This window comes from Mesorhizobium sp. B2-7-2 (assembly GCF_006440775.1).
GTDB lineage: Bacteria > Pseudomonadota > Alphaproteobacteria > Rhizobiales > Rhizobiaceae > Mesorhizobium.
Map to the genome: position 1 here is coordinate 100,200 of NZ_VFTZ01000004.1, position 22,921 is coordinate 123,120.

22 protein-coding genes and 1 tRNA gene are annotated in these 22,921 nt (G+C 64.6%); 8 read left to right on the top strand and 15 right to left on the bottom strand.

Features of this window, described 5'->3' with window-relative positions; all coding sequences use genetic code 11:
• Window positions 1-27: 27 nt before the first annotated feature.
• Window positions 28-1,098, bottom strand: coding sequence for a multiple monosaccharide ABC transporter substrate-binding protein (chvE, locus tag FJ425_RS07280; RefSeq protein WP_140629562.1), 1,071 nt, complete (start codon window positions 1,096-1,098; stop codon window positions 28-30).
• 294 nt (window positions 1,099-1,392) lie between these two features.
• On the opposite strand from chvE, the gene FJ425_RS07285 reads away from it, so the two are divergent.
• Both FJ425_RS07285 and FJ425_RS07290 read left to right on the top strand, forming a co-directional pair.
• The gene (locus FJ425_RS07285; protein WP_140629565.1) at window positions 1,393-2,382 is read left to right on the top strand and encodes a LysR family transcriptional regulator; all 990 of its coding nucleotides are present in this window, start codon (window positions 1,393-1,395) and stop codon (window positions 2,380-2,382) included.
• 102 nt (window positions 2,383-2,484) lie between these two features.
• Window positions 2,485-2,820 carry a protamine-2 (modular protein) gene (locus tag FJ425_RS07290; RefSeq protein ID WP_140629568.1) on the top strand — a complete coding sequence of 112 codons (336 nt, stop codon included), beginning with the start codon at window positions 2,485-2,487 and terminating at the stop codon, window positions 2,818-2,820.
• Between the two features lie 149 nt (window positions 2,821-2,969).
• Here the strand turns inward: FJ425_RS07290 and FJ425_RS07295 are convergent, their stop codons facing one another.
• From FJ425_RS07295 to FJ425_RS07325, 7 genes are all read right to left on the bottom strand, one after another.
• The gene (locus tag FJ425_RS07295) at window positions 2,970-3,713 is read right to left on the bottom strand and encodes a methyltransferase domain-containing protein (protein ID WP_140629571.1); all 744 of its coding nucleotides are present in this window, start codon (window positions 3,711-3,713) and stop codon (window positions 2,970-2,972) included.
• An 81-nt stretch (window positions 3,714-3,794) separates the two neighbouring features.
• The gene (locus FJ425_RS07300; protein ID WP_140629573.1) at window positions 3,795-4,679 is read right to left on the bottom strand and encodes a hypothetical protein; all 885 of its coding nucleotides are present in this window, start codon (window positions 4,677-4,679) and stop codon (window positions 3,795-3,797) included.
• 71 nt (window positions 4,680-4,750) lie between these two features.
• Window positions 4,751-4,824: transfer RNA gene (locus FJ425_RS07305), tRNA-Gly, on the bottom strand.
• A gap of 78 nt (window positions 4,825-4,902) precedes the next feature.
• Window positions 4,903-6,336: a HAMP domain-containing sensor histidine kinase gene (locus FJ425_RS07310; RefSeq protein WP_140629576.1), complete on the bottom strand. Its 1,434-nt coding sequence runs from the start codon at window positions 6,334-6,336 to the stop codon at window positions 4,903-4,905.
• Window positions 6,333-7,007 carry a response regulator transcription factor gene (locus FJ425_RS07315; RefSeq protein ID WP_140629579.1) on the bottom strand — a complete coding sequence of 225 codons (675 nt, stop codon included), beginning with the start codon at window positions 7,005-7,007 and terminating at the stop codon, window positions 6,333-6,335. The genes FJ425_RS07310 and FJ425_RS07315 overlap by 4 nt, the downstream gene beginning before the upstream one ends.
• A 101-nt stretch (window positions 7,008-7,108) precedes the next feature.
• On the bottom strand, window positions 7,109-7,498 hold the full coding sequence (locus tag FJ425_RS07320) for a hypothetical protein (protein WP_140629583.1): 390 nt from the start codon (window positions 7,496-7,498) through the stop codon (window positions 7,109-7,111).
• A 155-nt stretch (window positions 7,499-7,653) separates the two neighbouring features.
• Entirely contained in the window at window positions 7,654-8,268 is a 615-nt protein-coding gene (locus FJ425_RS07325) for an outer membrane protein (protein ID WP_140629585.1), read from the bottom strand.
• A gap of 391 nt (window positions 8,269-8,659) precedes the next feature.
• Between FJ425_RS07325 and FJ425_RS07330 the strand changes: the two genes are divergently transcribed.
• The gene (locus FJ425_RS07330) at window positions 8,660-8,923 is read left to right on the top strand and encodes a DUF6460 domain-containing protein (protein WP_140629588.1); all 264 of its coding nucleotides are present in this window, start codon (window positions 8,660-8,662) and stop codon (window positions 8,921-8,923) included.
• Between the two features lie 12 nt (window positions 8,924-8,935).
• On the opposite strand, the gene FJ425_RS07335 is transcribed toward FJ425_RS07330, so the two are convergent.
• Window positions 8,936-9,838 (bottom strand): histone deacetylase, encoded by a 903-nt coding sequence (locus tag FJ425_RS07335; protein ID WP_140629592.1) that lies wholly within the window; start codon window positions 9,836-9,838, stop codon window positions 8,936-8,938.
• 118 nt (window positions 9,839-9,956) lie between these two features.
• Here FJ425_RS07335 and FJ425_RS07340 point away from each other — a divergent pair, with 118 nt between their 5' ends.
• Window positions 9,957-11,297 (top strand): MATE family efflux transporter, encoded by a 1,341-nt coding sequence (locus FJ425_RS07340; RefSeq protein ID WP_181164875.1) that lies wholly within the window; start codon window positions 9,957-9,959, stop codon window positions 11,295-11,297.
• Here the strand turns inward: FJ425_RS07340 and FJ425_RS07345 are convergent.
• Window positions 11,290-12,381, bottom strand: a complete 1,092-nt coding sequence (locus FJ425_RS07345; RefSeq protein WP_140629597.1) for a quinone-dependent dihydroorotate dehydrogenase — start codon at window positions 12,379-12,381, stop codon at window positions 11,290-11,292. The genes FJ425_RS07340 and FJ425_RS07345 overlap by 8 nt on opposite strands.
• Window positions 12,378-12,725 (bottom strand): DUF952 domain-containing protein, encoded by a 348-nt coding sequence (locus tag FJ425_RS07350; protein ID WP_181164861.1) that lies wholly within the window; start codon window positions 12,723-12,725, stop codon window positions 12,378-12,380. Before FJ425_RS07350 ends, FJ425_RS07345 begins: the two co-directional genes overlap by 4 nt.
• Window positions 12,726-12,837: 112 nt before the next feature.
• On the opposite strand from FJ425_RS07350, the gene FJ425_RS07355 reads away from it, so the two are divergent.
• The gene (locus FJ425_RS07355) at window positions 12,838-13,269 is read left to right on the top strand and encodes a hypothetical protein (RefSeq protein WP_095765880.1); all 432 of its coding nucleotides are present in this window, start codon (window positions 12,838-12,840) and stop codon (window positions 13,267-13,269) included.
• Between the two features lie 127 nt (window positions 13,270-13,396).
• Window positions 13,397-14,056 (top strand): response regulator transcription factor, encoded by a 660-nt coding sequence (locus FJ425_RS07360; RefSeq protein WP_095766186.1) that lies wholly within the window; start codon window positions 13,397-13,399, stop codon window positions 14,054-14,056.
• A gap of 12 nt (window positions 14,057-14,068) precedes the next feature.
• Here FJ425_RS07360 and FJ425_RS07365 read toward each other — a convergent pair whose 3' ends face one another.
• Window positions 14,069-15,580, bottom strand: coding sequence for an MFS transporter (locus FJ425_RS07365; RefSeq protein WP_140722633.1), 1,512 nt, complete (start codon window positions 15,578-15,580; stop codon window positions 14,069-14,071).
• 142 nt (window positions 15,581-15,722) lie between these two features.
• Here FJ425_RS07365 and FJ425_RS07370 point away from each other — a divergent pair, with 142 nt between their 5' ends.
• On the top strand, window positions 15,723-16,625 hold the full coding sequence (locus FJ425_RS07370; RefSeq protein WP_140722636.1) for a LysR substrate-binding domain-containing protein: 903 nt from the start codon (window positions 15,723-15,725) through the stop codon (window positions 16,623-16,625).
• A 40-nt stretch (window positions 16,626-16,665) separates the two neighbouring features.
• On the opposite strand, the gene FJ425_RS07375 is transcribed toward FJ425_RS07370, so the two are convergent.
• Complete coding sequence (locus FJ425_RS07375) at window positions 16,666-17,919, bottom strand: MFS transporter (protein WP_140722639.1); 1,254 nt, start codon at window positions 17,917-17,919, stop codon at window positions 16,666-16,668.
• 116 nt (window positions 17,920-18,035) lie between these two features.
• Window positions 18,036-18,692, bottom strand: a complete 657-nt coding sequence (locus FJ425_RS07380) for an O-methyltransferase (RefSeq protein ID WP_140629607.1) — start codon at window positions 18,690-18,692, stop codon at window positions 18,036-18,038.
• Window positions 18,693-18,775: 83 nt separating this feature from the next.
• On the opposite strand from FJ425_RS07380, the gene FJ425_RS07385 reads away from it, so the two are divergent.
• The gene (locus tag FJ425_RS07385) at window positions 18,776-19,411 is read left to right on the top strand and encodes a TetR family transcriptional regulator (protein WP_140629610.1); all 636 of its coding nucleotides are present in this window, start codon (window positions 18,776-18,778) and stop codon (window positions 19,409-19,411) included.
• A 16-nt stretch (window positions 19,412-19,427) separates the two neighbouring features.
• Here the strand turns inward: FJ425_RS07385 and FJ425_RS07390 are convergent, their stop codons facing one another.
• Window positions 19,428-22,910: a PAS-domain containing protein gene (locus tag FJ425_RS07390; RefSeq protein ID WP_181175830.1), complete on the bottom strand. Its 3,483-nt coding sequence runs from the start codon at window positions 22,908-22,910 to the stop codon at window positions 19,428-19,430.
• Window positions 22,911-22,921 lie beyond the last annotated feature (11 nt).

The window sequence follows — 22,921 nt, forward strand, 5'->3', positions numbered from 1 at the left end:
CGCAGGACCCCTTCCTTTGAGACCGGATTACTTCAGGTCTTCAGCCTTGATGTAGCCGGAGTCGACAACCAGTTCCTTGTAGTTCGACTTGTCGACCTCATGCGGCGTCAACAGGATCGAGGGAACGACCTTGACGTCGTTGTTGTAGGTCTTGGTGTCGAGGCCGTCCGGCTTGCCGCCGGAGAGCACCTTGTCGACCAGCTGCACGGTGGCCTTGGCCAGCTCGCGGGTGTCCTTGAACACGGTCGAGTACTGCTCGCCCGAGATGATCAGCTTGACCGAGGCGGTCTCGGCGTCCTGGCCGGTCACGATCGGCCAAGGCTGGGCTTCCGTGCCGTAGCCGACGGCGCGCAGCGAGGCGGTGATGCCGCGCGACAGGCCGTCATAGGGAGACAGAACGCCGTCGACGCGGCTGCCGTCCGAGTAGTTGGCCGAGAGCAGGTTGTCCATGCGCGCCTGGGCGGTGGCGGCGAGCCAGCGCAAGGTGCCGACCTTGTCCATGCCCATCTGGCCGGACTTGATCTTGATCGAGCCGTCGTCGATCAGCGGCTGCAGGACGGACATAGCGCCGTTGTAGAAGAAGAAGGCGTTGTTGTCGTCCGGCGAGCCGCCGAACAGCTCCACGTTCCACGGCTTGGTGTTCGGGAAGCGCTCCTTGAGGCCCTTGACCAGCGAGTTCGCCTGGATCACGCCGACGCCGAAATTGTCGAAGGTGGTGTAGTAGTCGACATTCGGGGTCTTCTTGATCAGGCGGTCATATGCGATGGTGACGACGCCGGCATCATTGGCCTTCTGCAGCGCGTCGGCCATGGTGGTGCCGTCGATCGAAGCGATGATCAGCGCCTTCGGGCCTTTGGTGATTTCGTTTTCCAGCTGGCTGAGCTGGTTCGGGATGTCGTCCTGCGCATATTGCAGGTCGACGGTGTAGCCGAGCGCTTCGAGCTGGGACTTGACGGCGTCGCCGTCGTTGATCCAGCGCTGCGAGGTCTTAGTCGGCATCAGCACGCCGACGAGACCCTTGTCGGCGGCGTGCGCCGAATAGGTCGTGGCGGCAATGCCAAGGGCCGCGATGGCGGCCAGCGTCTTGATGATCTTCACGATTACTCTCCCTGGTTGATGGACGCGACACCTCGGGGCTTCGCGGGCCGCGCAGTCGAACAGGTGCGCTGGCGCGCCACTGTCGGCTTTATCGATCTCCGGTATCCTCCCAATCGGCCCCGCGGCGCAGTTTCAATCGATACGATTTCGCTCGTCGCCGACCCCTGCGCATCGGAACGCGCGGAGGGTGGGTCGCTTTGACATAACTGTCAAATGCGATCTTTGCTTGTTGCTATATCGAGACTGGTATGGCTTAAGCGATCGAATAGAAACCCGCACAGGAGACCGAAAACCATGGCGGCGTTGCGCGATCCCGATGCGATTTCAGGTGGTTACGAGAAATTGCCGGGAGATGGCGAGACGTTGCTGCGCAGCGGCCTCAGTCTCCGCCACATGCGCATGATTGCCGCCTTGGACGATCACGGGCGGGTGAGCGCCGCCGCCCAGGTCATGAACATCTCCCAGCCGGCCGCCTCGCGCATGATCGCCGAGATGGAAGCGGTGCTCGACGTGAAGTTGTGCGAGCGGCTGCCGCGCGGCGTGACGCTGACCCCTTACGGCCAGGCGCTCGCCCGGCGCGCCCGCTCCATCCTGCTGGAGATGCGGGAGGTCGATCGTGAGATTTCCGAGCTCAAGTCCGGCAAGGGCGGCTCCGTATTCCTCGGCGCCGTGACGGCGCCCGCGATCGAGCTGGCCGTGCCGGCGATCCGCGAGATCCGCCGCATCTATCCGCGCATCGAGATCACCATGCAGGTCGAGACCTCGAACGTGCTCGCCCGCGAGCTGATCGCCTCGCGCCACGACTTCATCATCGCCCGCATCCCGGACGATCTCAATCCGCGGCTCTTCGAATCGCGTGTCATCGGGGTCGAGAAGGCCTGCCTCATCGTGCGCCGCGGCCACCCGCTGGCGAGCGGCAGGACGGTGCGGCTGGAAGACACCGCGGCCTATGACTGGGTGTTCCAGTCCGGCGGCTCGCCGCTGCGCCAGGCGATGGAAAGCAACTTCTTGAACCGCGACATTCCGCTGCCCGACCGCATCCTCAACACCTCTTCGCTGCTGCTCACCTTGGTGATGGTAGCGCAGTCCGACGCCATCGCGCCGGTCTCGATCCAGGTCGCCAAGTTCATCCAGGGCGGCGATGGGCTGGCCGGCGCCATCGATGTCGTGCAGACCGAGTTCGACATCGAGGTCCGGCCTTACAGCCTGATCACGGTCAGGAACCGCGCGCTCTCGCCCGCCGCCAAGATGCTGCACGACTTCATTTTGCGCGAGGTGGGCTAATGGAACGAGAATGCTACTTGCACGTTCAAACCGATCGGCCGCTCCCTGAAGCCCGTTACGGGTGAGGAAGGGCTGCCGTGCCCAACAGCTCGGGAGGTTTTTATGGAACGTCGGTTGTTTCTCACCGGAATGCTTGGCATTGCGGGGGCGGCAGCGCTTGCAAGCCTGGTCGGACCCAGCAAGGCCGTTGCCGGCATCCCCAAAGGCAACGGAATTCTGGATGAATTGGACAAGCCGGATCCGGCCATCTACGAGGAGGATGACCAGGCCGATCTGCTGCAGCCAGCCCAGTACTACCGCCGTCGGTATTACCGTGATCGGTACTACCGCCGCCGCCGGCGCCACGTTTGGAGAAGGGTCTGCCGGCGCTACTGGCGCCATGGCCGGCGCCATGTCCGCTGCTGGCGCCGCCGCGTCTGGATCGGCTTCCGGCTCTAGCGTCGCCAATCCAACGCTCCTCCGGATGGGTCTTGCGCCGCAGCGCAAGACCCCACGCTGGGAGTTAGCCCAAGGCCTCAGATGCTGCCGGCTCCGCTTTGCGACGGGTCTCGGCTTTGCCCGATCAGCAGGAGGTACAAACAGACGCGTTAGTAAATCTTGCTCGGTCGTCTGATAGCCTTGTTGATCATTCGGCTGAGCGTCATGGGGTATTTCCGCTGCATGAAGTGCTCATAGGCCTCCACCCATTTGCCATGCCGCTCGGGAGCAATCTGCGACGGTGGCCTCTCCTCAACGAAAAGTGACGCGATCTTCTGGAGGCGGGAATGAAACGCGTGCAGATCTACCCCCGAAAGCTTTGGCTTGCGAGCCACTACGGCGCTGTCACGCCAAAAGTTTTCAGGGTTTGCGGCTGCAATCTTGTCGGTCTCAAAGTAGCTTTCCACTAGTTCCATGCCGGTCATGGAGCAAAGAGCGCCCCACGAATCCGGATAGAACCGCCAGCAGTCATACGGGTATCGGTGCACGTGGCCTGCCCCCGGCGCGATGATGAGCGCCAGACCGCCTGGCTTCGTCACGCGCGCGATTTCTGCGAATGTGACCCAAAAGAACGGGTTGTGCTCAAAGGTAGATGCCGACAGGCAAAGATCGAAAGAGCAATCTGCGATTTCGGACCAGACGAAGGTGTTCGCCGGAACGATGTCCACGTTGTTGCCCGGCTCGATATCGAGGCCAGTGTAAGCAAACCTGGGATGGGGGAATAGCGGCCGATAAGTATTTTGGGCATCGTAGGATTTTGAGCCGATTTCCAGCACGCGCACGCCAGTTTGAGCGAACTCGTCTCCATAGGTTTGCAAAAATATCTCGGCTTTTACGAATGACGTCTCGTGCATTGAAATCTGACCCGCGTTGATTGGTCGATAACGTGACCTGATCGACCAGTACAGTTCCCCTGACCACCTGGAGCAGCCGAATTATGCGGGGAGTGCCATCAAGGTATCCAGGATGCTGCGTCGCTTGAGCTCAAGCAACTGCTGACGGCGCGCTGGCGCCATGTCAATGTCGGTCGTGAAGCGGCTTTCATGAAGCCAGCTGTCAATTCGCTCGAAAAGCGCCTCGTCCATCGCTACGCTGGCAGCGACCGCGATCCGTTCATAGTCGGCGGCACACAGATCTTCATTGCTGAGTGCCCGGTACAGACAGTGCCAATTCAGCCCCCCGGTATCGAACCCGTCGAGCCAATCCCTGCCGAAGTTGAGCCGATCTGTCGGCAATCGACCTAAGTTGAAAAAAGCAAAGCCTGGCCACAGGTACCAGCGCTCATCTGGCGTTTTTCGAACCAATCCCGCGACGGCGGCTCGATCCAGCATGCGGAAAGGGTTTGTCATTGCCGTGGGGAAAATGTCGTGATCCAGAAAACCGACCATGGAAGGCCGGTTCGCGAGAACGATGTTCCTCCAGGCCCAATTCAGGGCATAGCCGTGCGATTTGCCCCCGTCCTGCTCTCGACTTGTCCAGGGGTTGGCCGGCGCTGCCACAAAAGCAACACCGGCCGCTGCACAGATGTCGCGAATGGCGTCCCTTGCGGCCGGGTTGGTTGAGTTGTCGGCAACAACCTGGAGTGCCTCGGGCACATTTCGCGCGATCAACTTGGTCTGCCACTCGATCACCTGGTGGTCGTTGAAGCTGATCGTAATCAGGACGTTTCGGCCATGGATGCGAGGAAGCGGCACTGGGCCCGCGTGCCTGGCCAGCGCCATGCGCTCTCGAATTTGGTAGCGGGCATGATTCTTGCGGTCGACCAACGGTCGACATCTGAACCATTCGCGGACATTATATTTCGACAGGGCGCGCGGCATGCTTCGCTTTTTATACTTCCGCGCAACAACCGCAAGCTGCTCCCAAGCGGCTCAGAATTATCGCCGCAAGCTGGAGCGGGTAGCGGGAATCGAACCCGCGCGTTCAGCTTGGGAAGCTGACAAGCTACCATTACATCATACCCGCGTCGGCGACCTCGTTAACATGAGGCCCGGGCTGCAAGCAATCGGCAAAGCAGTCCTGATGCCTCTGCGCGACGGGCGATCAACACCTTGATGCCGGCAGTTCGACACGCACCCGCGCACCCCGCCCTGAACCGTCCAGGATCCTGACCGTGCCGCCATGCAGCTCGGCGATCTGGCGGGCGAGGTTGAGCCCGAGGCCGGCACCGCGCGACTGCGGCTGCAGGCGGTAGAAGGGCTGGAACACATTCTCCCGCTCTGCCGCGGGAATGCCCGGACCTTCGTCGCGCACCTCGATGCCGCCGCTTTCGTCGATCGCGACAGTGATGATGCCGGAGCCGCCGCCATGGTCGATGGCGTTGCGCACCAGATTCGCCAGGGCGCGCTCGATCTGCGAGCCGTTCACCTCGACATGGATCTCGCCGGCCGGCGGCTCGAAGGCAAGGTCGTAGCCGGCCTCTATCGCCAGCGGCGCAAGGTCGGCGGCGACCCGGCGGCCGAGCTCGGTCAGGTTGACAATCCGACGCTCGTCGCCCGGGCGCTCCAGCATCTGATGGTCGAGCAATTGCTGGGCCAGGTGCGACAGTCTCTCGATATCCTGCAGCAGGCGTTCGCTCTGCGGTTCCTTGGTCAGGAGCTCGGCTCGCGTACGCAGGATGGCGATCGGCGTGCGCAATTCATGCGCGGCATCGGTCAGGAAGCGGTTGTGCTGGTCGTAGCCATGGGCCAGGCGCGCCAGCGTCTGGTTGAAGGCCTGGACCAGCGGCGCGATCTCCTGCGGCACGCGCTGCACAGACAACTGCATGCCGCGTGTGTTGATGTCGATGCGGGCGGCCTGATCTGCCGTGTCGACCAGGCCGGCGAAGGATCTGCGCACCACGGCGGGCGTCGTCACCAGCGTGGTCAGCCCCATGACCAGGATGATCGGCAGGACCAGGATCAGGACGATCAGCGACAGCGCCGGCAAAGCGCGCTGCCAGTTGCGGCTGCCGTCGGGATTGCGCGCGACGTCCACGTTCGCCGAGATGTTCACTTCCAGCCCGTCGGTCTGTTCCCGCGACGAGCGCGTCGCGGTGATGATCTGCACCGGCCCCGCCTTGGTCGTAATGTTCTCGACATAGGCTTCGGGCCGCAGATCATCGCGATTGAGGTTGAGGGTGGCACGCTCGACCGAGTCCAGCAGAAGGCCGGGTGTGCCGGCATAGATATCCGGCACGGCGCCGGAGCGGATGCTCTGCCCGGTCTTGTCGCGGATAACATACCAGACATGCGGAAAGCTCTCGCGGAATTGCTCGAGTTCTGCCGTCTCGCGCACCACCAGCCGGCCGTTCGCGTCGCGGTCGACGGCACCCTTCAGCGCCGCGACGGCGGCCTCATTGTCGACCAGCGGCGTCGGGTTGGCGATCCAGAGCGCCGCGGCGCAGAGCGCGATGAAGATGGCCAGCATAGCTGCCTGCAGCAGGATCAGCCGCCGCACCAGCACCCATTGCAGCGAACGTGGCCGCCGCTGCCTCACGGCAAGGCCCTGAGCAGATAGCCGATATTGCGGATGGCGCGGATCTCCACGCCAGCGGTGACGTCTTCCAGCTTGCGGCGCAGCCTGGAGATATGCGCGTCGAGGGCATTTGAACCGATCTCGTCATCCAGCGCGTAGACCGCCTCCTCCAAAGCCCGGCGCATGATCGCCCGGCCCGGTCGCCTGATCAGCGTTTCCAGCACCAGGCGTTCGCGCCGGGGCAATTCGAGCGCCTTGTCGTCCACCAGCGCCTCGCGATCGCGGAAGTCGTAAGCGAGGCGGCCGACCTCGATACGCTCGGCGCGCAAGGTGAATTGCCGCCGGTGCAGCGCACGCAGCCGCGCCACCAGTTCCTCGGTGGCGAAGGGCTTCACCATATAGTCGTCGGCGCCGGCATTCAGCCCGGCGACGCGGTCGTCGATGCCGGCCATGGCGGTCAGCGCGATCACCGGCGTGTCGACATTCATGGCGCGCAGGCGCGGGATGAAGTCGAGGCCCTCGCCATCGGGCAGGCGGCGGTCGAGCACGATCGCGTCGTGCGTCCCGATCTTCGCCATGATCTCGGCATCCGCCAGCGTCGCGGTCCGGTCGACGACGAAATCCTGCCGCTCCAGCGCGGTCTTCAGCACCGACGCCATTTCCGGCTCGTCCTCGATCAGCAGGATACGCATTCTTCAATCTCCGCCGCTGGAGCAGCGTGCAGCCGTCCTGGTCGGCCCGGTAAAGCTTCGGCCGCTACGCGGCAAGAGCCAGTCCGCCGCTTGTGATGGTCTCATTCGCATTCCAACTTCGGCTTGCGGAAATTGGTGATGAACCAGCGACCGCCGGACGAACGGGCGTAGAATGTGTAGAAACACTCCTGGCGCTCGACATAGCCGGGCGTTTCGGTCACCTCATATTCGCTGCCGTGCTTGGTGCGGCGCACCTCGCCGCTCGATGAGCCGGAGACCGCATTGGTGGAGATCTTGCGCCACTGATAGGCGCGCTCGCCCTGGCCGAGTTCGATGACCGCGGTCGGCGGGCCGTAGTCGAGGACGACGGATTCGAGAGGCTGTCCGACATAGTTCTTCATGACGTCGGAAGCGCAGGCGGACAGGCAGACAAGCGCCGCCGCAAACAAGCTTTTCAGGGCCAGCTTGCGGCCCCTGGTTGATATGAACATGGTCCGATTCCCTGGGATAGGCCTTTGCCAGCTAGGCCGTGAAAATTGCATCGACATTACGCGGACGCGCATCAAGGCGGAGAAAGGCAGTTTCCCGCGGTGGAGATCGGCGGGGCCGGGCCGCCACGGAAAACTGCTCTCCGGCATTCCAGGCGCTAGAAGCGGTAGTTGATGCCGGCCTTCAGTTCCTGGCTGCCTATACTTGTCTTCGCTTTACCGATCGCTGATCTCGTTTCCACATCGGGCGTGCGGATATAGTCATATTCGACCTTGGCGGAGAGGCCGCCGGCAAAGGCTTGCTCGACGCCTGCACCCACCAGATAGCCGAGCTTGCGGCTGTCGGTGTCGCGCACGCCGCCTGCCTTGTCGAATGTGGTCATGGCGACACCGGCGGTGCCGAAAACCAGCGTCTGGTCGAAGGCGAGACCGGCCTTGGCCTTCGCGGCGGCGCGCCATTTCTCCTTGATCTTGCCGCCTTGGACATTGTGTTCGGCGCCGCCGAGATAGGAACCTTCGAGCTCGGCGCCGAACACGGCCGGGCCCGACTGGATGTTATAGCCGGCCTGCACGCCGCCGCTCCAGCCATTCCGGCCGGCGAACGGATTTGGCATCTTGGTGAAGGCCGTTCCGCCATGGACACCGACATAGGCGCCGCTCCATTGAAAGGCGGGCGGATCGTTGTAGGCGGGCGAGAGGTCGGCGGCCATTGCCGTCGCGCTGAGACAGGCGGCAAAAGCCGCGGTAAGGGCGATTTTGGTTCGATAAGACACGTTCCACTCCAAACGCATATGCGCAGGGCAACACCATGCGCGGATTGACCTGTGAAGCCGGCTCCTGGGATGGCCGCTCCGGTTCGCTTGTCTCTCGCGGGCAAAATAAAGCCGTGCCGCAAGGCAGGCGCCTTGCGGTCCGAACTTCCGTTGCGACACATTGCTCGAAAGACCGGCCCTATCTGTCAGGCGAAAATTGCAGGCACATTGCGCGGACCGGCAAAATGAAGATTTTTCTATTTGTTTTCAGCAATTTGCAGCGTTTCTGTTTACGCAAAATTAGGGTTTCGAGGCGGTGCAGGTCGGCAGCCGGGCCGCTTGATGGCGGACAAGCGAATGCGTATTTCTGGGCCACGCCGCCGAATCGGGCGACTCGAACCGGAGAATGGCCTTGTCCGCACTGACGCGCTTTCTTGGCGACACGCCGCTCAGGGTGTTCCTGAAGCTGCTCGTGGTCTCCTTCCTCGTCGGCCTCGTCATGCATGCCTTCGGCTGGTCGCCGATGGACGTCTTCTACGGCATCCGCCAGTTCTTCGTCGATTTGTGGAATCTCGGCTTCCACGCCATCGACCGCTTCCTGGGCTATATCCTGCTCGGCGCCGCGATCGTCGTGCCGGTGTTCGTGCTGCTCAGGATCGCCAGCTACAGGAAGTAGCCCAGCGCGGCCTCACGCATATCGCGACGCCACCTCGAACAGGATGGCGTGGCGCGCGGCCAGCGCCGGCACGTCGGTCGAGTAGCCGCCGCCGATGACGCCGCACAGCGGCGCGCCCTGTCTGCGGAAATGGCCGATAACCATGTCCTCGCGGGCGCCGAGACCGTCGTCGGTGAGCGCCAGCCGGCCGAGCCTGTCCTGCGCATGGACATCCACGCCCGCATTGTAGAAGACGATGTCCCAATGCCTCTGCCCGGATAGGACCGGCAGGATGGCGGCGAGTCGTTCGAGATAGGCGCCGTCGCCGGTGCCGTCCGGCAAGGCCACGTCGAGGTCGGACGCGATCTTGCGCGCCGGGTAGTTGCGCTCGCCATGCATGGAAAAGGTGAAGGCGCGAGGCTCATCCTTGAGAATGTCGGCCGTGCCGTCGCCCTGATGCACGTCGAGATCGACGACCAGGACGTTTTCGACGACGCCTTCCGCCAGCAGCGCCAGCGAGGCGACGGCGACATCGTTGAAGGTGCAGAAGCCGGCGCCGTGCGCGCGCCTGGCATGATGGCTGCCGCCGGCGGCGTTGCAGGCAATGCCGTATTTCAGCGCCAGCCTGGCGGCCAGCACCGTACCCGCGGTGGCGAGCTGCGCCCGCAATGACACGCGCGGGCCGATCGGAAAGCCGATCTCGCGCTCTATTTTCGCCGGCACCTGGCAGGCGATCGCCTGGTCGACATAGTCGGCGGCGTGCGCCAGCTTCAGCAGTGCAGCCGGTGGCGGTTCCGGCAGCGAAAGCGCGCCGGGCACGGCTAGACCGCGTAAGCGCAAGGCCTCCATCAGCAGCGGATATTTGCTCATCGGAAAGCGATGGTTGACGGCGAAGCCTGCGTCATAGTCGGGGTGATGGACGATCTGCAGCGGCATGAATTGGGGGCTGCGCCAGGTTTGCAATTCGGTTGGCAGTCCGGCGGATATGGTTGCGTGATGCCGGCAAACTGGGGCACATCGGGTCCTCGATCAAGCCGCAATCGGACAGGCAGCAATTCCCTTGGACGCGACTCAAGCCAACGCCAGGTCTTTCGTCGTCACCAACCGCTCAGTGCTGGCGATCGCGGTGCCGATGACGCTTGCCTATCTGACGACGCCGCTGCTCGGCATCGTCGATACCGCGGTGGTCGGCCAGTTCGGCGATGCTGCCCTGCTCGGCGGCCTCGCGGCGGGCTCGCTGGTGTTCGACGTCGTCTTCACCACCTTCAACTTCCTGCGTTCGGGCACCACCGGCCTCGTCGCCCAGGCCTTCGGGCGCGGCGATGCGCTGGAGGAGCAGGCGGTGCTGTGGCGCGCCGTGCTGATCGCGGTCGTCGCGGGCGTCATCCTTGCCGCCCTTGCGCCGCTCTTTGCCGTCGCCGGCCAATGGTTCATGGGCGCCGAGCCGCGTGTCAGCGAAGCGATGTCGGTGTATATCCGCATCAGGCTGCTGGCAGCGCCCTTCTCGCTGATCAACTACGCCATACTGGGCTACGTGCTGGGGCGAGGCGAAGGCGGTCTCGGGCTGATGCTGCAGGCGGTGCTCAACGGCATCAACATCGCGCTCTGCTTCCTGCTCGGCCTCGAGCTCGGCTGGGGCGTTGCCGGCGTCGCCTGGGCGACGGTCACCGGCGAGTTCCTGGCCATGCTGCTCGGCCTTGCCATCGTGCTCGCCCGCTTTCGCAAGCTGGAACGGCCGTCGCGCCGCCGCATCCTCGACCTGCCGGCCTACCGGCGCATGCTGTCGCTCAACCGCGACATCATGATCCGCTCCTTCTCGCTGCTTGCCGCCTTCGCGCTGTTCACCAGGCAGGGCGCACAGTTCGGCACGGTGACGCTCGCCGCCAACGCCGTGCTGATGAACTTCTTCCTCATCGCCGGCTATTTCCTCGACGGTTTCGCCACCGCCGCCGAGCAGCTCGCCGGCCGCGCCATCGGCGCGCATGCGCCTGCCCCATTCCGGCAGGCGGTACGGCTGACGCTGATCTGGGGCTTTGGCCTCGCCGGTATCGCCACGCTCATCCTGCTGACCGCCGGCGCCAGTCTGGTGGCGCTGGTGACGACCTCGATGGATGTTCGCGCGGTCGCCGACACCTATCTTCCCTGGGCGGCCTTCACGGCGCTGAGCGGCGTGCTGGCCTTCCAGATGGACGGCGTCTTCATCGGCGCCACCTGGTCGCGCGACATGCGCAACATGATGCTGTTGTCGTTCCTCGCCTTCAGCGCTGCGCTCATCACTCTGGCGCCGGCCTTCGGCAACAGCGGCCTGTGGGCATCGCTGCATGTTTTCCTGCTGGTGAGGGGGCTGAGCTTGCTGACGGTCCTGCGGCTGAGAATGCGAACGGCGTTCAGCTGATCGGTTTTGAACCCCAGCGCTCGCAAGCCGAGTCGCGCAGGTCGCTGATCGAGCCAAGCCGCTCGCGTTCCACGAACCGCGCCATGCCGGCAATGATGCGCCCCGGCAGTGCCGGCCCGGCATAGATCATGCCGGTGTAGAGCTGGACGAGATCCGCGCCGGCGCGGATCTTCTCCAGCGCCGTTTCGGTGGAGTCGACGCCGCCCACGCCGATAAGGGCCATGTTGGGCCCGAGCAATTTGCGCATCCGGGCCAGAACCGCGGTCGAACGCTCGAACAGCGGTTTCCCTGAAAGACCGCCGGTTTCATTCGCCACGCCGCCGCTTCGCAATCCTGGCCGCGCCAGCGTCGTGTTGGAGACGATGACGCCGTCGATCTTCTTCTCGACGACTTCGGCGGCGATGTCTTCCAGTTCCGCCTCGACGAGGTCCGGCGCGATCTTGAGGAAAATCGGCGGCTGCGCGGGGGCGGCGGCACGCGCTTCCATCACACGTGACAACAGCTCGCCGAGCTGCTCGCGCGCTTGCATGTTGCGCAGGCCCGGCGTGTTGGGCGAGGAGATGTTGACCGTCAGATAACTCGCATGGGGCGCGAAGCGGGCGACGCCGCGCTCATAGTCGGCGATGCGATCGGTGCTGTCCTTGTTGGCGCCGATGTTGACGCCGACGATGCCCGGCCGGCCCTTGCGCGCGGCAAGACGCTTTTCGGCGGCCGCGTGGCCTTCATTGTTGAAGCCCAGCCGGTTGATCACCGCCTCGTCCGCGGTCAGCCGGAAGATGCGCGGCTTCGGATTGCCGGCTTGCGGCAGCGGCGTGATGGTGCCGACCTCGGCAAAGCCGAAGCCAAGCCCAAGCAGCGCGTCCGGCACTTCGGCGTTCTTGTCGTAGCCGGCGGCCATGCCGAGCGGGTTGGGGAAGTCGAGGCCGCAAAGGCTAACCTTCAGCCGTGCGTCATGCGTCGGGCGCCGCGGCGCCGTCGCGCCGACCGGCAGCCCGCAGCGCAGCGCCGCGATCGACAGGCCATGCGCGGTTTCCGGATCGAAGGAGAAAAGCAGCTTCTGGCCGATCCGGTCGAGCACGCTCATTCGCCCTCCAGCGCCGGGAACTTGTGGCCGCCCGCGCCGAGCGGCAACGGCTTTACCCAGAGAACCGCATCGAGGTCGAGCTCGGCATAGAGATGCGGGAACAGGGCGCCACCGCGCGAGACCTCGTATTTCAGCGCATCACCCAGCCTTGCCGCGTCGATCGCGATCAGCAGCAGGTCCGTCTGCCCGGCGAAATGCTTGGCCGCCGTCTCGCGAACCTGGCCGGCGGTGGAGAGATGGATGAAGCCGTCGGCGATGTCGATCGGCGCACCGGTGAAGCGCCCGTTCTTCTCGGCTTCGCGCCACAGCGCCTCGGGCGCGATCTTGTAGATAATCTGAGACATTGTCGCGCTATAGTCCGAACCGAAGGTGCGGGGAAGGCTCGAAGCTCGACTCTTCCCCATTTCCGGCGCAAACCTGTGATAGCCCGCCTTCACTGGCTCATGGAGGAACAACATGCGTCTGCAGCACATCGTGATCCCCGCGGCGCTTTGCTCGCTGGTTGCCGCATCCGCCTATTCCGAGGAAACCGACCACTACCGTTTGGAGAAATCGGCCAACGGCTATGTCCGCATGGACACAAGGACCGGCGCCATGTCTGTCTGCGAGGAGCGCTCGGGCCAGCTCGTCTGCAAGATGGCCGCCGACGAGCGGGCCGCCTACCAGGACGAGATCGACCGGCTGGACAATTCGGTCAAGGCGCTCGACGCGCGTGTCGCCAAGCTCGAGAATTCGTTGTCCGCCCGGCTGGAATCGCAACTGCCCAGCGAAGAGGATTTCAACAAGACAATGGGCTACATGGAGCGCTTCTTCCGGACCTTCAAGGACATCGTCAAGGACCTGGACAAGGAAGACGGCGACGGCAAGCTGAACCAGCAGAAGACCTGATTGCAGAGCCGCCCTGGGGAAAACCCCACGCGCGGCCTTTGTCGCTTGAAAACGCGCCGCGTCGCCGCATAATCATTCCGGTCCCCGCAAGAAGCACACAATGATGATGGGATCGGGGGAGGAATATTTGCCGTCGGGCCACACTTTCGTCATTGCCGACGACCATCCGCTTTTTCGCGGCGCGCTGAAGGAGGCGCTTGCCGGCATCGGCGATGTTGCCGCCATCCACGAGGCCGGCGATTTCGAAAGCGCCAAAGCGCTGGTGCTTGCCAACGAAGATATCGATATGGTGCTGCTCGACCTGTCGATGCCGGGCGCCAGCGGCCTCTCCGGCCTGATCTCGCTGCGCGGCATCCATCCGGCGGTGCCGCTGGTGGTGGTATCGGCGCATGACGATCCCGTCACCATCCGCCGCGCGCTCGATCTCGGCGCTTCCGGCTTCATTTCCAAATCAGCCAGCATGGACGAGATCCGCGGCGCCGTGCAGGCGGTGCTTGCCGGCGACATTGCCGCGCCGGCCGGCATTGAGCTGGGCGTCGAGCGCGACCCTGAAATCTCCGACCTGATCAAGCGCCTGCAGGCGCTGACGCCGCAGCAGACGCGGGTGCTCGGCATGCTGGCGGAGGGCCTGCTCAACAAGCAGATCGCCTATGAGCTCGGCGTCTCCGAGGCCACCATCAAGGCGCATGTCTCGGCCATCCTGCAGAAGCTCGGCGTCGACAGCCGCACCCAGGCGGTCATCCAGCTGTCGAAGATCGGCGGCGACCCGCTGCAGCCGGTCGGCTGACCAGCATCCGGTTCAGTCCGGGCGCTGAACCGCCTCCTGCCGCGCCGGTCGTGCCTTGAAGATGGCAAAGCCGATTGCCGCCATGACCCAGACGCCGATACCGCCATAGAGCATCACCCAGCCAAAGCCGTGCGCCAGCGCGTCATGCGCGACCTTGTCCGGCAATCCCGGCACTGGATTGCCGGCCGCGATCGCCTCGGCGAATAAATAGAGCCTTGCGTTATCGAGATCGGGCAGCGCTGCCATGAGATGCGCGAGCGCGCCGCTCGCCAGGATAAAACCCATCACGGCGATGTTCACGGCAAGCGAGATCATGCGCGCGCTCATGTCTATGCCGGATGCCATCCCGACGCGATCACGCGAAACCGAGCCGGTGGTGGTGTTGGTCACCGGCGTGTTGGTGATGCCGAGGCCAATGCCCGCGATCAGGCAGCCGGGCAGCATGGTCAGCCAGTTGGCGTGAGCCGCGGCGCTGCCCCACCTCATCAGGAGGAAGCCAATGCCGATGATCGCGAGCCCTGCCGGAATGATGACGCCGGGCCGGTAGCGCAGCGACAGCCGCTCTGCCAAAGGCGGCATCACCAGCGTCGGCAGCGTGTAGGCGAGCAAGGCAAGGCCGGTGGCGACGCTGTCGAGGCCCAATCCGGCATGGAACCAGATCGGCAGATAGATCATGAACGGCCAGTAGCTGATGTTCATTGCCGCCGAGCCGACGATCGCGCCGGAAAACGGGCGGATACGAAAGACCGAAAAGTCGAACATCGGCCGCTTGCTGATCCTTTCGGCGATAAAGAACGCCACGAAGCTTGCGATCGACAGGCCAAGGATCGCCAGGGCGGCCAGGCTGGCGAAGCCAAGCTCCGGTCCTTGCGTGATATAGAAGACGAGGCAGAAGACGGCAGGCGACAAGGTCAGGATGCCGGCGAGATCCAACCTGCCTGCTTGCGGGTCCTTCGATTCATGGACGCCGGTGAGCGCAAGCGCGAATGCGACGATCGCGACCGCCACGTGGATGAGGAACACCCACTGCCAGCTCGACACGGCGACGATGCCGCCACCGACGATCGGGCCGAAGCCGAGGCCGATGCCGAAGATGACGCCCCACCAGCCCCAGGCCACGGCGCGCTCTCGGCCTTCCTGGAATTCATGCGACAGCACAGCGAGCTGGCAGATCAGCATCGCGCCGCCGCTCAACCCCTGCAGGAAGCGCGCGACGATCAAAGTCGAGACATTGCCGGCCAGACCGCAGATCAGCGAGGTGAGACCGAAGGCGGCGATCGAGACCAGGAAGACGCGCTTGCGTCCATAGCGATCGGCCAAGGTGCCGACCGCCATCAGCACCGTGGTGACGGCGATGGTATAGGCGTTCATCACCCATTGCAGTTGCTTGAAGTCCGCGTCGAGCACCTGTTCCAGCGTCGGCAGAACGGTTGGGACGCTCGATATTTCCAGCCCGAACATCAGGCAGGCAAGACATGCGGCAAACAGAACGACGATGCCCCGGCGGGTGAGGACAGGTGCCATGGTCAGACCTCTTGAGTTTCTTGGGCAGGGCGCAACCGGATGGCCGTTCGCCGCTGCGCGGTCAACCCAAGTTAGCGCAGGCTTGATCATTTTAAAATTACATGGTTGGATATTTCAGTGACAACAAAATGGGATAGCTGACATGACGCTGGACGTAGATGCGGTGAAAGCCTTCGTCGCCGTCGCCGACTTGCGCAGCTTCACGCGCGCCGCCGAGGCTCTCGGCAGCACGCAAGGCGCGATCAGCGTCAAGCTGAAGCGGCTGGAGGATCGGATCGGCGAAAAATTGATTGAGCGAACGCCGAGGCTGGTGCGGCTGTCGACGCGCGGCACTGTGTTCCTGGAGCCCGCGCGCGAGCTGCTTGCCGCGCATGACCGCGCCGTCGCCAGCCTCACCGCCGTCCGCCGTCATTTCCGGCTGGGGATCGCCACCCATGTCGGCGGCGCCGAAGTGCCGACCCTGCTGGCGCGGCTCAATGCCCATGATCCGGCTTTGACCATCGAGGTGCGGCTCGACGATACGCGCGACCTGCTCGCCGCCTTCGATCGCGGCGAGCTCGACGCTGCGATCGTGCGTCGCGAGGATGACCGCCGCGACGGCGAGGTGCTGGCGCCGGAGCAATTCGGCTGGTACGCGACACCGGATTTCGTCTACCGCGCCGGCGAGCCGCTGCGGCTTGCCGCCTCCTCGCCGTCCTGCAGCATCCGCGACATCGTCACCGGTGCGCTCGACGCGGTCGGCATCCCGTGGACGCAGGTTTTCCTGGGCTGCGGGTCCTTTGCGGTTGCGGAAGCCGTTTCGGCCGGCCTTGCCACGGCGGTTTTCTCCTGTCGGCTCGCCCCGCCGGGCACGATCGAGGTCAGCCGCAAATTCGGCTTGCCGCCGCTGCCGGCGACCCAAATCCTGCTGCTTTCCACGCTCTCCGATCCGCAATCGCGCGAGGCGCTGCGCACCCTTGCCATGGCATTTCGCGAGCACCGTCCAGCGGCCAATGGCGCGAGGCCTCGGTTCCGCAATTCGCAAATGGCCGACAGCTCCATCTGAAGCTGGCGGCCGATGCGGTCTTGGCCGCAGCGCTGAAGGCTCAGCGATAGTTTTCGACGGCCGAGCCGGGCATCGCATCGTCGTCGGCGGTGTCCGCGGAGTTTCGCGCCCGCCCGATCGCGGCGCCGAGGCCCAGCGAGGCGATCGCCACCAGTGGAATGCCGGCGATCCAGGGCAGGCGCGGCGCGAGCGCATAGAGCGCCGTGCCGACCGACGGTCCGAGCGAGTCCTTGAGGTCGACCGCCACAGACGAGGCGGCCATATAGGAAGCGCGTCGCGACGATGGTGCGAGCGCGTTGACGGCGGTCGGCACGAGCGGCCCGACCAGCATCTGTCCCACCGAGCAGAAGCTGACTGCGACGACCAGCGAAAGTATCGCCGGCGAGGTCGCCAGCAGGGCAAAGGCGGCGATGGTCGAGATGCCGGCGCCGGCTGCCAGCCAAAGTGCCGATCGCGTCTCGGCAAAGCGGCTGACCAGCATCTGCAAACCGACCGTCAGAGCGGCCGCATAGGCAAACAGCGCGCCGACACCGGACGGGGTGAGCGTGCCGGCATCCTGCGCATAGAGCGGGATGACCGCTTCGATCCAGTTGCCGGAAATCTCGAACAGCATGACCCAGGCAAGCAGCTTTGCCAGGCGGCCGTCGCGGAAGGCCGGCAGCAGCGCCGACAGGCCTTCCTCTTCCTCCGTTTCCCCATGGTCGGCTGCGGCATGGCCGCGCGTCTCGGCGAATGCGGCAAGCATGACGATGCCGCCGAAAAGCAGCATACCGCCGCCAGCCAGGAACACGCTGCCGAGCGAAACGAGCGCCAGCAGCGCGCCGCAGGCCGGGCCGAGGATCTGTCCAGCGCTTGAGCTGACTCGGGCCATGCCGAACCAGCGCGGATGCGCCGAAGGCCCCGTCACATCGGCGATTGCCGTGAGGATGGTCGGGTGAAGCACCGACTCGCATATGCCTGTCAAAAGCAGCACGGCCGCGGTGGCGGCGACGCCATGGGCGAAGAACAGCGCGACGAAGCCGCAGCCGACGCCGAGCGACGACAGGACCAGCACCGGCCGCCGGCCGATCCGGTCGGCGATGCCGCCGATCAGCGGCGCGGCGATCAATTCGCCGCCGGCATAGCAGGCAAACAAAAGGCCGATCGCGCCGATCGGGATATTCGCCTCGCGGCTCGCCCAAAGCGGAAAGAAAGGCACCAGCGCGCCGTCGGCGAAACCGGCACAGAAGAACAGGAAAAGGCCGAGCAAGGCCGGGCGCGGCAGCCCGCGCCAGAACGATGGGAGGAGGGTCATGAGTCACCTACGCGTCAAAGGCCGAAGGCCGGAGCCAGAAGGCCGGGATTGCGCGTTGGTTGACGTAAACGCCTACGGCTGCCTCAGAAGCAGCATGAGGTAGTTTCGAGCAGGCCTTAGCTGAGCCGCATCGACAGCTCCACGTCGTCGCCGAACGGCGTCGACATATAGCCGCCGGCCGGCCCGCGCACCCGCTCCAGATAGTCGGGCGAGAAGTCGGCATTGTCGGCGATGACCAGCGCGCCCGGCCTGAGCCGGCTCTCGACCAGGCTCAATATCTCCGGATAGAGCGCCTTGGCGCCGTCGAGCAGCAGGAGGTCTATCCGGTCGGGCAGGTCGGTGGCGAGCGTTTCCAGCGCGTCGCCCTCGCGGATCTCGACCAGATCGATGAGGCCGCCTTCCGTCAGATTGGCCTTGGCCCGGGTTACCTTCGACGGCTCGAATTCCGTCGTGATCAGCCGGCCGCCGCCATTGTCGCGCAGCGCCGCGGCAAGGTAGAGCGTCGAGATACCGAACGAGGTGCCGAATTCGACGATGATGCGCGCGCCGGTGCTGCGCGCCAGCATGTAGAGCAGCGTGCCCGTCTCCGGCGAGACCGCGAGCCAAAGGTCCTTCATGCTGCCGTAGAACTGGCGATACTCGGTCTTGCTGTGAAGCAGGCGCGTCCGTTCCTCGCGCGAGTACCGTGCGATCGCCGGGCTGGTCGCCGCGTCGGCTTCCTTGAACAGGCGGGCGAGGAGCGGTGCCAAAGGGGTTGCGGTCAAGGTGGTCATGGCTGTCTCCGGCGGGGTTCTTGTGTCGCTTCAAAAATACGAATAATCCTTCAGGTTTCCAATTCGCATTTCGGCGCGCGACCATGATCCAACGCCCAAGCCCTTCAATTTCCACCCGAAAACAGCCAAAACAGGCGCGCGCCACGGAACTGGTCGCGGCGATTCTGCAGGCGGCTACTCAGGTTTTGGCTGTTGAAGGCGCCCAGCGTTTCACCACCACGCGCGTCGCCGAAAGGGCGGGCGTCAGCGTCGGCTCGCTCTACCAATATTTCCCGAACAAGGCGGCGCTGCTGTTCAGGCTGCAGAGCGACGAGTGGCGCCAGACGACAGAGCTTTTGTGTGGCATTCTCGAAAACGCCGAATTATCGCCCATCGAACGGATAAGGACGCTGGTTCATGCCTTCATCCGCTCCGAATGCGAGGAGGCGGCGGTGCGGGGCGCGCTGAACGACGCCGCGCCGCTCTATCGGGATGCGCCGGAGGCTGAGGAGGCGAGGGCGGCGGCGAGCCGGACCGTCGAGACCTTCATGCGCGAGACGCTTCCTGACGCGCCGGATACCGGCCGCGCCCTGGCCGGCAAGTTGATCATCAAGACGCTGAGCGCCGCGGGAGCGGATTTCTCGGAAAGGGAGCGAACGGCCGATGAGATCGAAGCCTATTCCGATGCGCTCGCCGACATGTTCTGCGCCTATCTCCGAAGCCTCGGGCATCGCGGCTGATAGCAGTGCTTTGTCTCTATTCGGCGGCCGGCGCCAGTGGCCTGACGCGCGCCATCATCGAGCGCAGCACGGCCGGCTTCAGCGGCTTGTTGACGACCGGAATGTCGAGCCGGCCGGCAGCCGCGCGCACCTCGCTGGAACGGTCGGCGGTGACCAGCACGCAGGGCAGGTCCTGCCCGTAGGCGGCGCGCAGCGTGGCGACCGCATCGAGCCCGGTGCCGCCGTCGAGATGATAGTCTGCCAGCACGAGGTCCGGCTTCGGCGCGCCGGGCTTCAGGAGATCGCCTGATCCCGAAGCCGTCTCGACGCGGCATCCCCAGCCTTCGAGCAGCAGCCGCATGCCGTCGAGGATGCGCGCGTCATTGTCGATGCACAGCACATTGAGCCCGGCAAGCGTCGAGGCGGAGCGGGCTGGCGCCTTGCCAGCCTCGCGCGGCGGCGCGGCGACCGCCGCGACCGGCAAGATCACGGAAAAGCGCGTGCCCTTGCCGGGGTTGGAGTAGATGCGGATCTCGAGCCGCAGCACCCTGGCGATGCGGTCGACGATCGAAAGGCCAAGGCCGAGCCCCTCGGCCTCGCGCGCGCCCTCGTCCAGGCGCGTGAACTCGTGGAAGACGGTGCTGAGCTTGTCGCCGGCAATGCCGATGCCGGTGTCGATCACCTGGATCTCCGCCAGCTCGCCGCGTCGCCGCACCCCAACCAGAATGCGGCCCTGGCGCGTGTATTTGATGGCGTTGGAAACGAGATTCTGGATCAACCGGCGCAACAGGTTCCGGTCGGTCATGACGCCGAGCGAGGATGGGATAATCGTGAGTTCGAGCTTCTTTTCAGCGGCAAGCGGGCGAAAATCGTTGCCGATCTGACCGAGCAGTCCGCCCAGGTTGAAAGCGGTGTTGTCCGGCTTCATCGCGCCGGCATCGAGCCGCGAGATATCGAGCACCGCGCCGAGGATGGTCTCGACCGATTCCAGCGAGGATTCGATGTTGACGGCGGCCTTCCCGGCCGGTCCCTTGCCCGCCTTCTCGATCAACGACGAGCAATAGAGGCGGGCGGCGTTGAGCGGCTGCAGGATGTCATGGCCGGCGGCGGCGAGGAAGCGCGTCTTGCCGAGGTTGGCTTCCTCGGCAAGCATCTGCGCCTGCGCCAGCTCCTCGTTGACGCGGGTGAGTTCGATGGTGCGGGTCTTGACCCGTTGCTCCAGCGATTCATTGGCCCGCTTCAGCGCCAGGTCCTGCTCGACGCGGCCGGAAATGTCGGCATAGGTGGCGACGATGCCGCCGTCGGGCATCGGGTTGGAGCGCAGCTCCAGGATGCGGCCGCTGGTCTTCAGCTCCATCTGCCATGGACCGGCGAAACTGGTCAGCCGGTTGAGCATCGTCACGCGCTGGTCGGCCGGGATGTCGCCGCGCTCGGCGAGATGGCGAAGGATCCGGTCGAGCGAGACGCCGACCTGGCCCATCTCGTCCGGCAGGTCGAACAGCAATCGGTATTGCCGGTTCCAGCAGATCAGCCGGAAGTCGCGATCGAAGACGGTGATACCTTGCTCCATCTGGTCGAGCGCGATCTGCAAAAGGTCGCGATTGTGCTGCAGCGCCTCGGTGGCGTCATCGAGCAGCTTGAAGGCATCCTTGGAATCGCGATCGTTGCGGCGGAAAAGCAGCGACAGGATCAGCCGCGCCGAGGAAGAGCCGACGGCGCTCGCTAGCAATTGCTCAGAGAAACGGATGACATCCATGCTGGCCTGTTCGGTGCCGTGCAGGGAGACTTTCGCGTCCCTCTCGAAGGATTGGAACGAGCGCTCCGTGCGCTCGACGCCGAGATAGCGCGAAATCGTATCCTTCAGGTCGTTGACGGTGACGGCGGTGCGGAAGCGGCGCAGGCTAGGCATCGGGCCGGCCTCGCGCGGCACGAAGATCGCCGCCTGGATGCGCTCCAGCGGCACGGACGCTCGGGAGAGGGAGCCGAGAACGAAAAACAGCGCATTGACCGAGAGGCTCCACAGCACGCCATGGTTCAGCGGCTCGCCGACGGTGCCGAACAGTGCCTGCGGCCGCAGCGCCTCGAAACCGAACAGGCCGTGGACGACGATATCGGATTCGGGGCCGAGTGAAGGGAGGAGCAGCGTGTAACCCCAGACGGCGATGCCGGCGACCATGCCGAGGGCTGCGCCCCGCCCGTTGGCGCGGCGCCAGATCAGCCCGCCGACCAGCGCCGGCGCGAATTGGGCAATCGCGGCAAACGACATCAGGCCGATCGATGACAGCCGCGCGCTATTGGTGCTCTCGCGATAATAGAGGAAGGCGATGAACAGCATGATGAAGATCGAGGCGCGGCGCACATTGAGGATCAGCGTCGACCAGTCCTCGTTCTCCGAAGAACTCGTCTTGAGCACGCGGCGCACGAACAGCGGGATGACGAGATCGTTGGAGATCATGATCGACAGCGCGACGCTCTCGACGATCACCATCGCGGTCGCCGCCGACAGGCCGCCGACGAAGGCGGCCATGGCCAGCACATCATGGCCGCTGAACAGCGGCAGCGACAAGACATAGAGGTCGCTGCTGGTCTTGTCGCCGACCAGCGACAGGCCGGCAAAGGCGATCGGCAGCACGAAGAGGTTGATGGCCACGAGATAGAGCGGGAACACCCAGGTCGCGGTGCGCAGCTCCGCCTCGCTGCGGTTCTCGACGATGGTGACGTAAAACTGCCGCGGCAGCATCAGCACGGCAAATCCGCTCAAGCCGGTCAGCACCAGCCAGGTGGCCAGCGAGGTGCTGTAGCTCATCGCCTGGCGCACCTGGCTGTTTCCGGCAAGCCTGGCGAACATGTCGCCGGGCCCGCCGAAGATTAGGAACATCACCATCAGGCCGATGGCAAGAAAGGCGGCGAGCTTGACCACGGTCTCGACCGCGACAGCCAGAACCAACCCGTCCTGATGTTCCGTGGCGTCGGCATGGCGTGTGCCGAACAGCACCGCGAACAGCGCCAGCAACATCGCCACCACCAGCGAGATATCGCTGACGAACGGATCGAAAGAGGGCGGCGAGCCCGTATAGTGCTCGACCATCAGGCTGACGGAACCCGAGATCGCCTTGAGCTGCAGCGCGATATAGGGCACCGCGCCGATGGTTGCGATCAACGTCGCGATCGCCGCGACGGTGAAGCTCTTGCCGTAGCGGGCGCCGAGGAAGTCCGCTATCGAGGTGATCTTCTCGCTTTTGGCCAGCCGGATCATGCGGTTGAGCAGCGGGAAGCCGAACACAAAGACCAGCACCGGACCGGTATAGATGCCGAGGAATTCGAGGCCGCGCTCGGAGGACAGGCCGACCGAGCCGAAGAAAGTCCAGGAAGTGCAGTAGATGGCGAGGCTGAGCGCGTAGATGAAGGGTCGCGCCCGACCGAGCCCGGCTGCCACCGAGCGCCGGTCGCCGACGCTGGCGATGGCGAAAAGCAGCGTCACATAGGCGATCGCGATGATGACGACGAACCAGCCTTGCACGGTCCGCACTT

Coding starts and splice junctions, on each gene's coding strand:
- FJ425_RS07285 (WP_140629565.1), top strand. CDS start 1,393: ATGGCGGCGTTGCGCGATCCCGATGCGATTTCAGGTGGTTACGAGAAA.
- FJ425_RS07290 (WP_140629568.1), top strand. CDS start 2,485: ATGGAACGTCGGTTGTTTCTCACCGGAATGCTTGGCATTGCGGGGGCG.
- FJ425_RS07295 (WP_140629571.1), bottom strand. CDS start 3,713: ATGCACGAGACGTCATTCGTAAAAGCCGAGATATTTTTGCAAACCTAT.
- FJ425_RS07300 (WP_140629573.1), bottom strand. CDS start 4,679: ATGCCGCGCGCCCTGTCGAAATATAATGTCCGCGAATGGTTCAGATGT.
- FJ425_RS07315 (WP_140629579.1), bottom strand. CDS start 7,007: ATGCGTATCCTGCTGATCGAGGACGAGCCGGAAATGGCGTCGGTGCTG.
- FJ425_RS07320 (WP_140629583.1), bottom strand. CDS start 7,498: ATGTTCATATCAACCAGGGGCCGCAAGCTGGCCCTGAAAAGCTTGTTT.
- FJ425_RS07335 (WP_140629592.1), bottom strand. CDS start 9,838: ATGCCGCTGCAGATCGTCCATCACCCCGACTATGACGCAGGCTTCGCC.
- FJ425_RS07345 (WP_140629597.1), bottom strand. CDS start 12,381: ATGAGCGTGCTCGACCGGATCGGCCAGAAGCTGCTTTTCTCCTTCGAT.
- FJ425_RS07350 (WP_181164861.1), bottom strand. CDS start 12,725: ATGTCTCAGATTATCTACAAGATCGCGCCCGAGGCGCTGTGGCGCGAA.
- FJ425_RS07355 (WP_095765880.1), top strand. CDS start 12,838: ATGCGTCTGCAGCACATCGTGATCCCCGCGGCGCTTTGCTCGCTGGTT.
- FJ425_RS07365 (WP_140722633.1), bottom strand. CDS start 15,580: ATGGCACCTGTCCTCACCCGCCGGGGCATCGTCGTTCTGTTTGCCGCA.
- FJ425_RS07370 (WP_140722636.1), top strand. CDS start 15,723: ATGACGCTGGACGTAGATGCGGTGAAAGCCTTCGTCGCCGTCGCCGAC.
- FJ425_RS07375 (WP_140722639.1), bottom strand. CDS start 17,919: ATGACCCTCCTCCCATCGTTCTGGCGCGGGCTGCCGCGCCCGGCCTTG.
- FJ425_RS07380 (WP_140629607.1), bottom strand. CDS start 18,692: ATGACCACCTTGACCGCAACCCCTTTGGCACCGCTCCTCGCCCGCCTG.
- FJ425_RS07385 (WP_140629610.1), top strand. CDS start 18,776: ATGATCCAACGCCCAAGCCCTTCAATTTCCACCCGAAAACAGCCAAAA.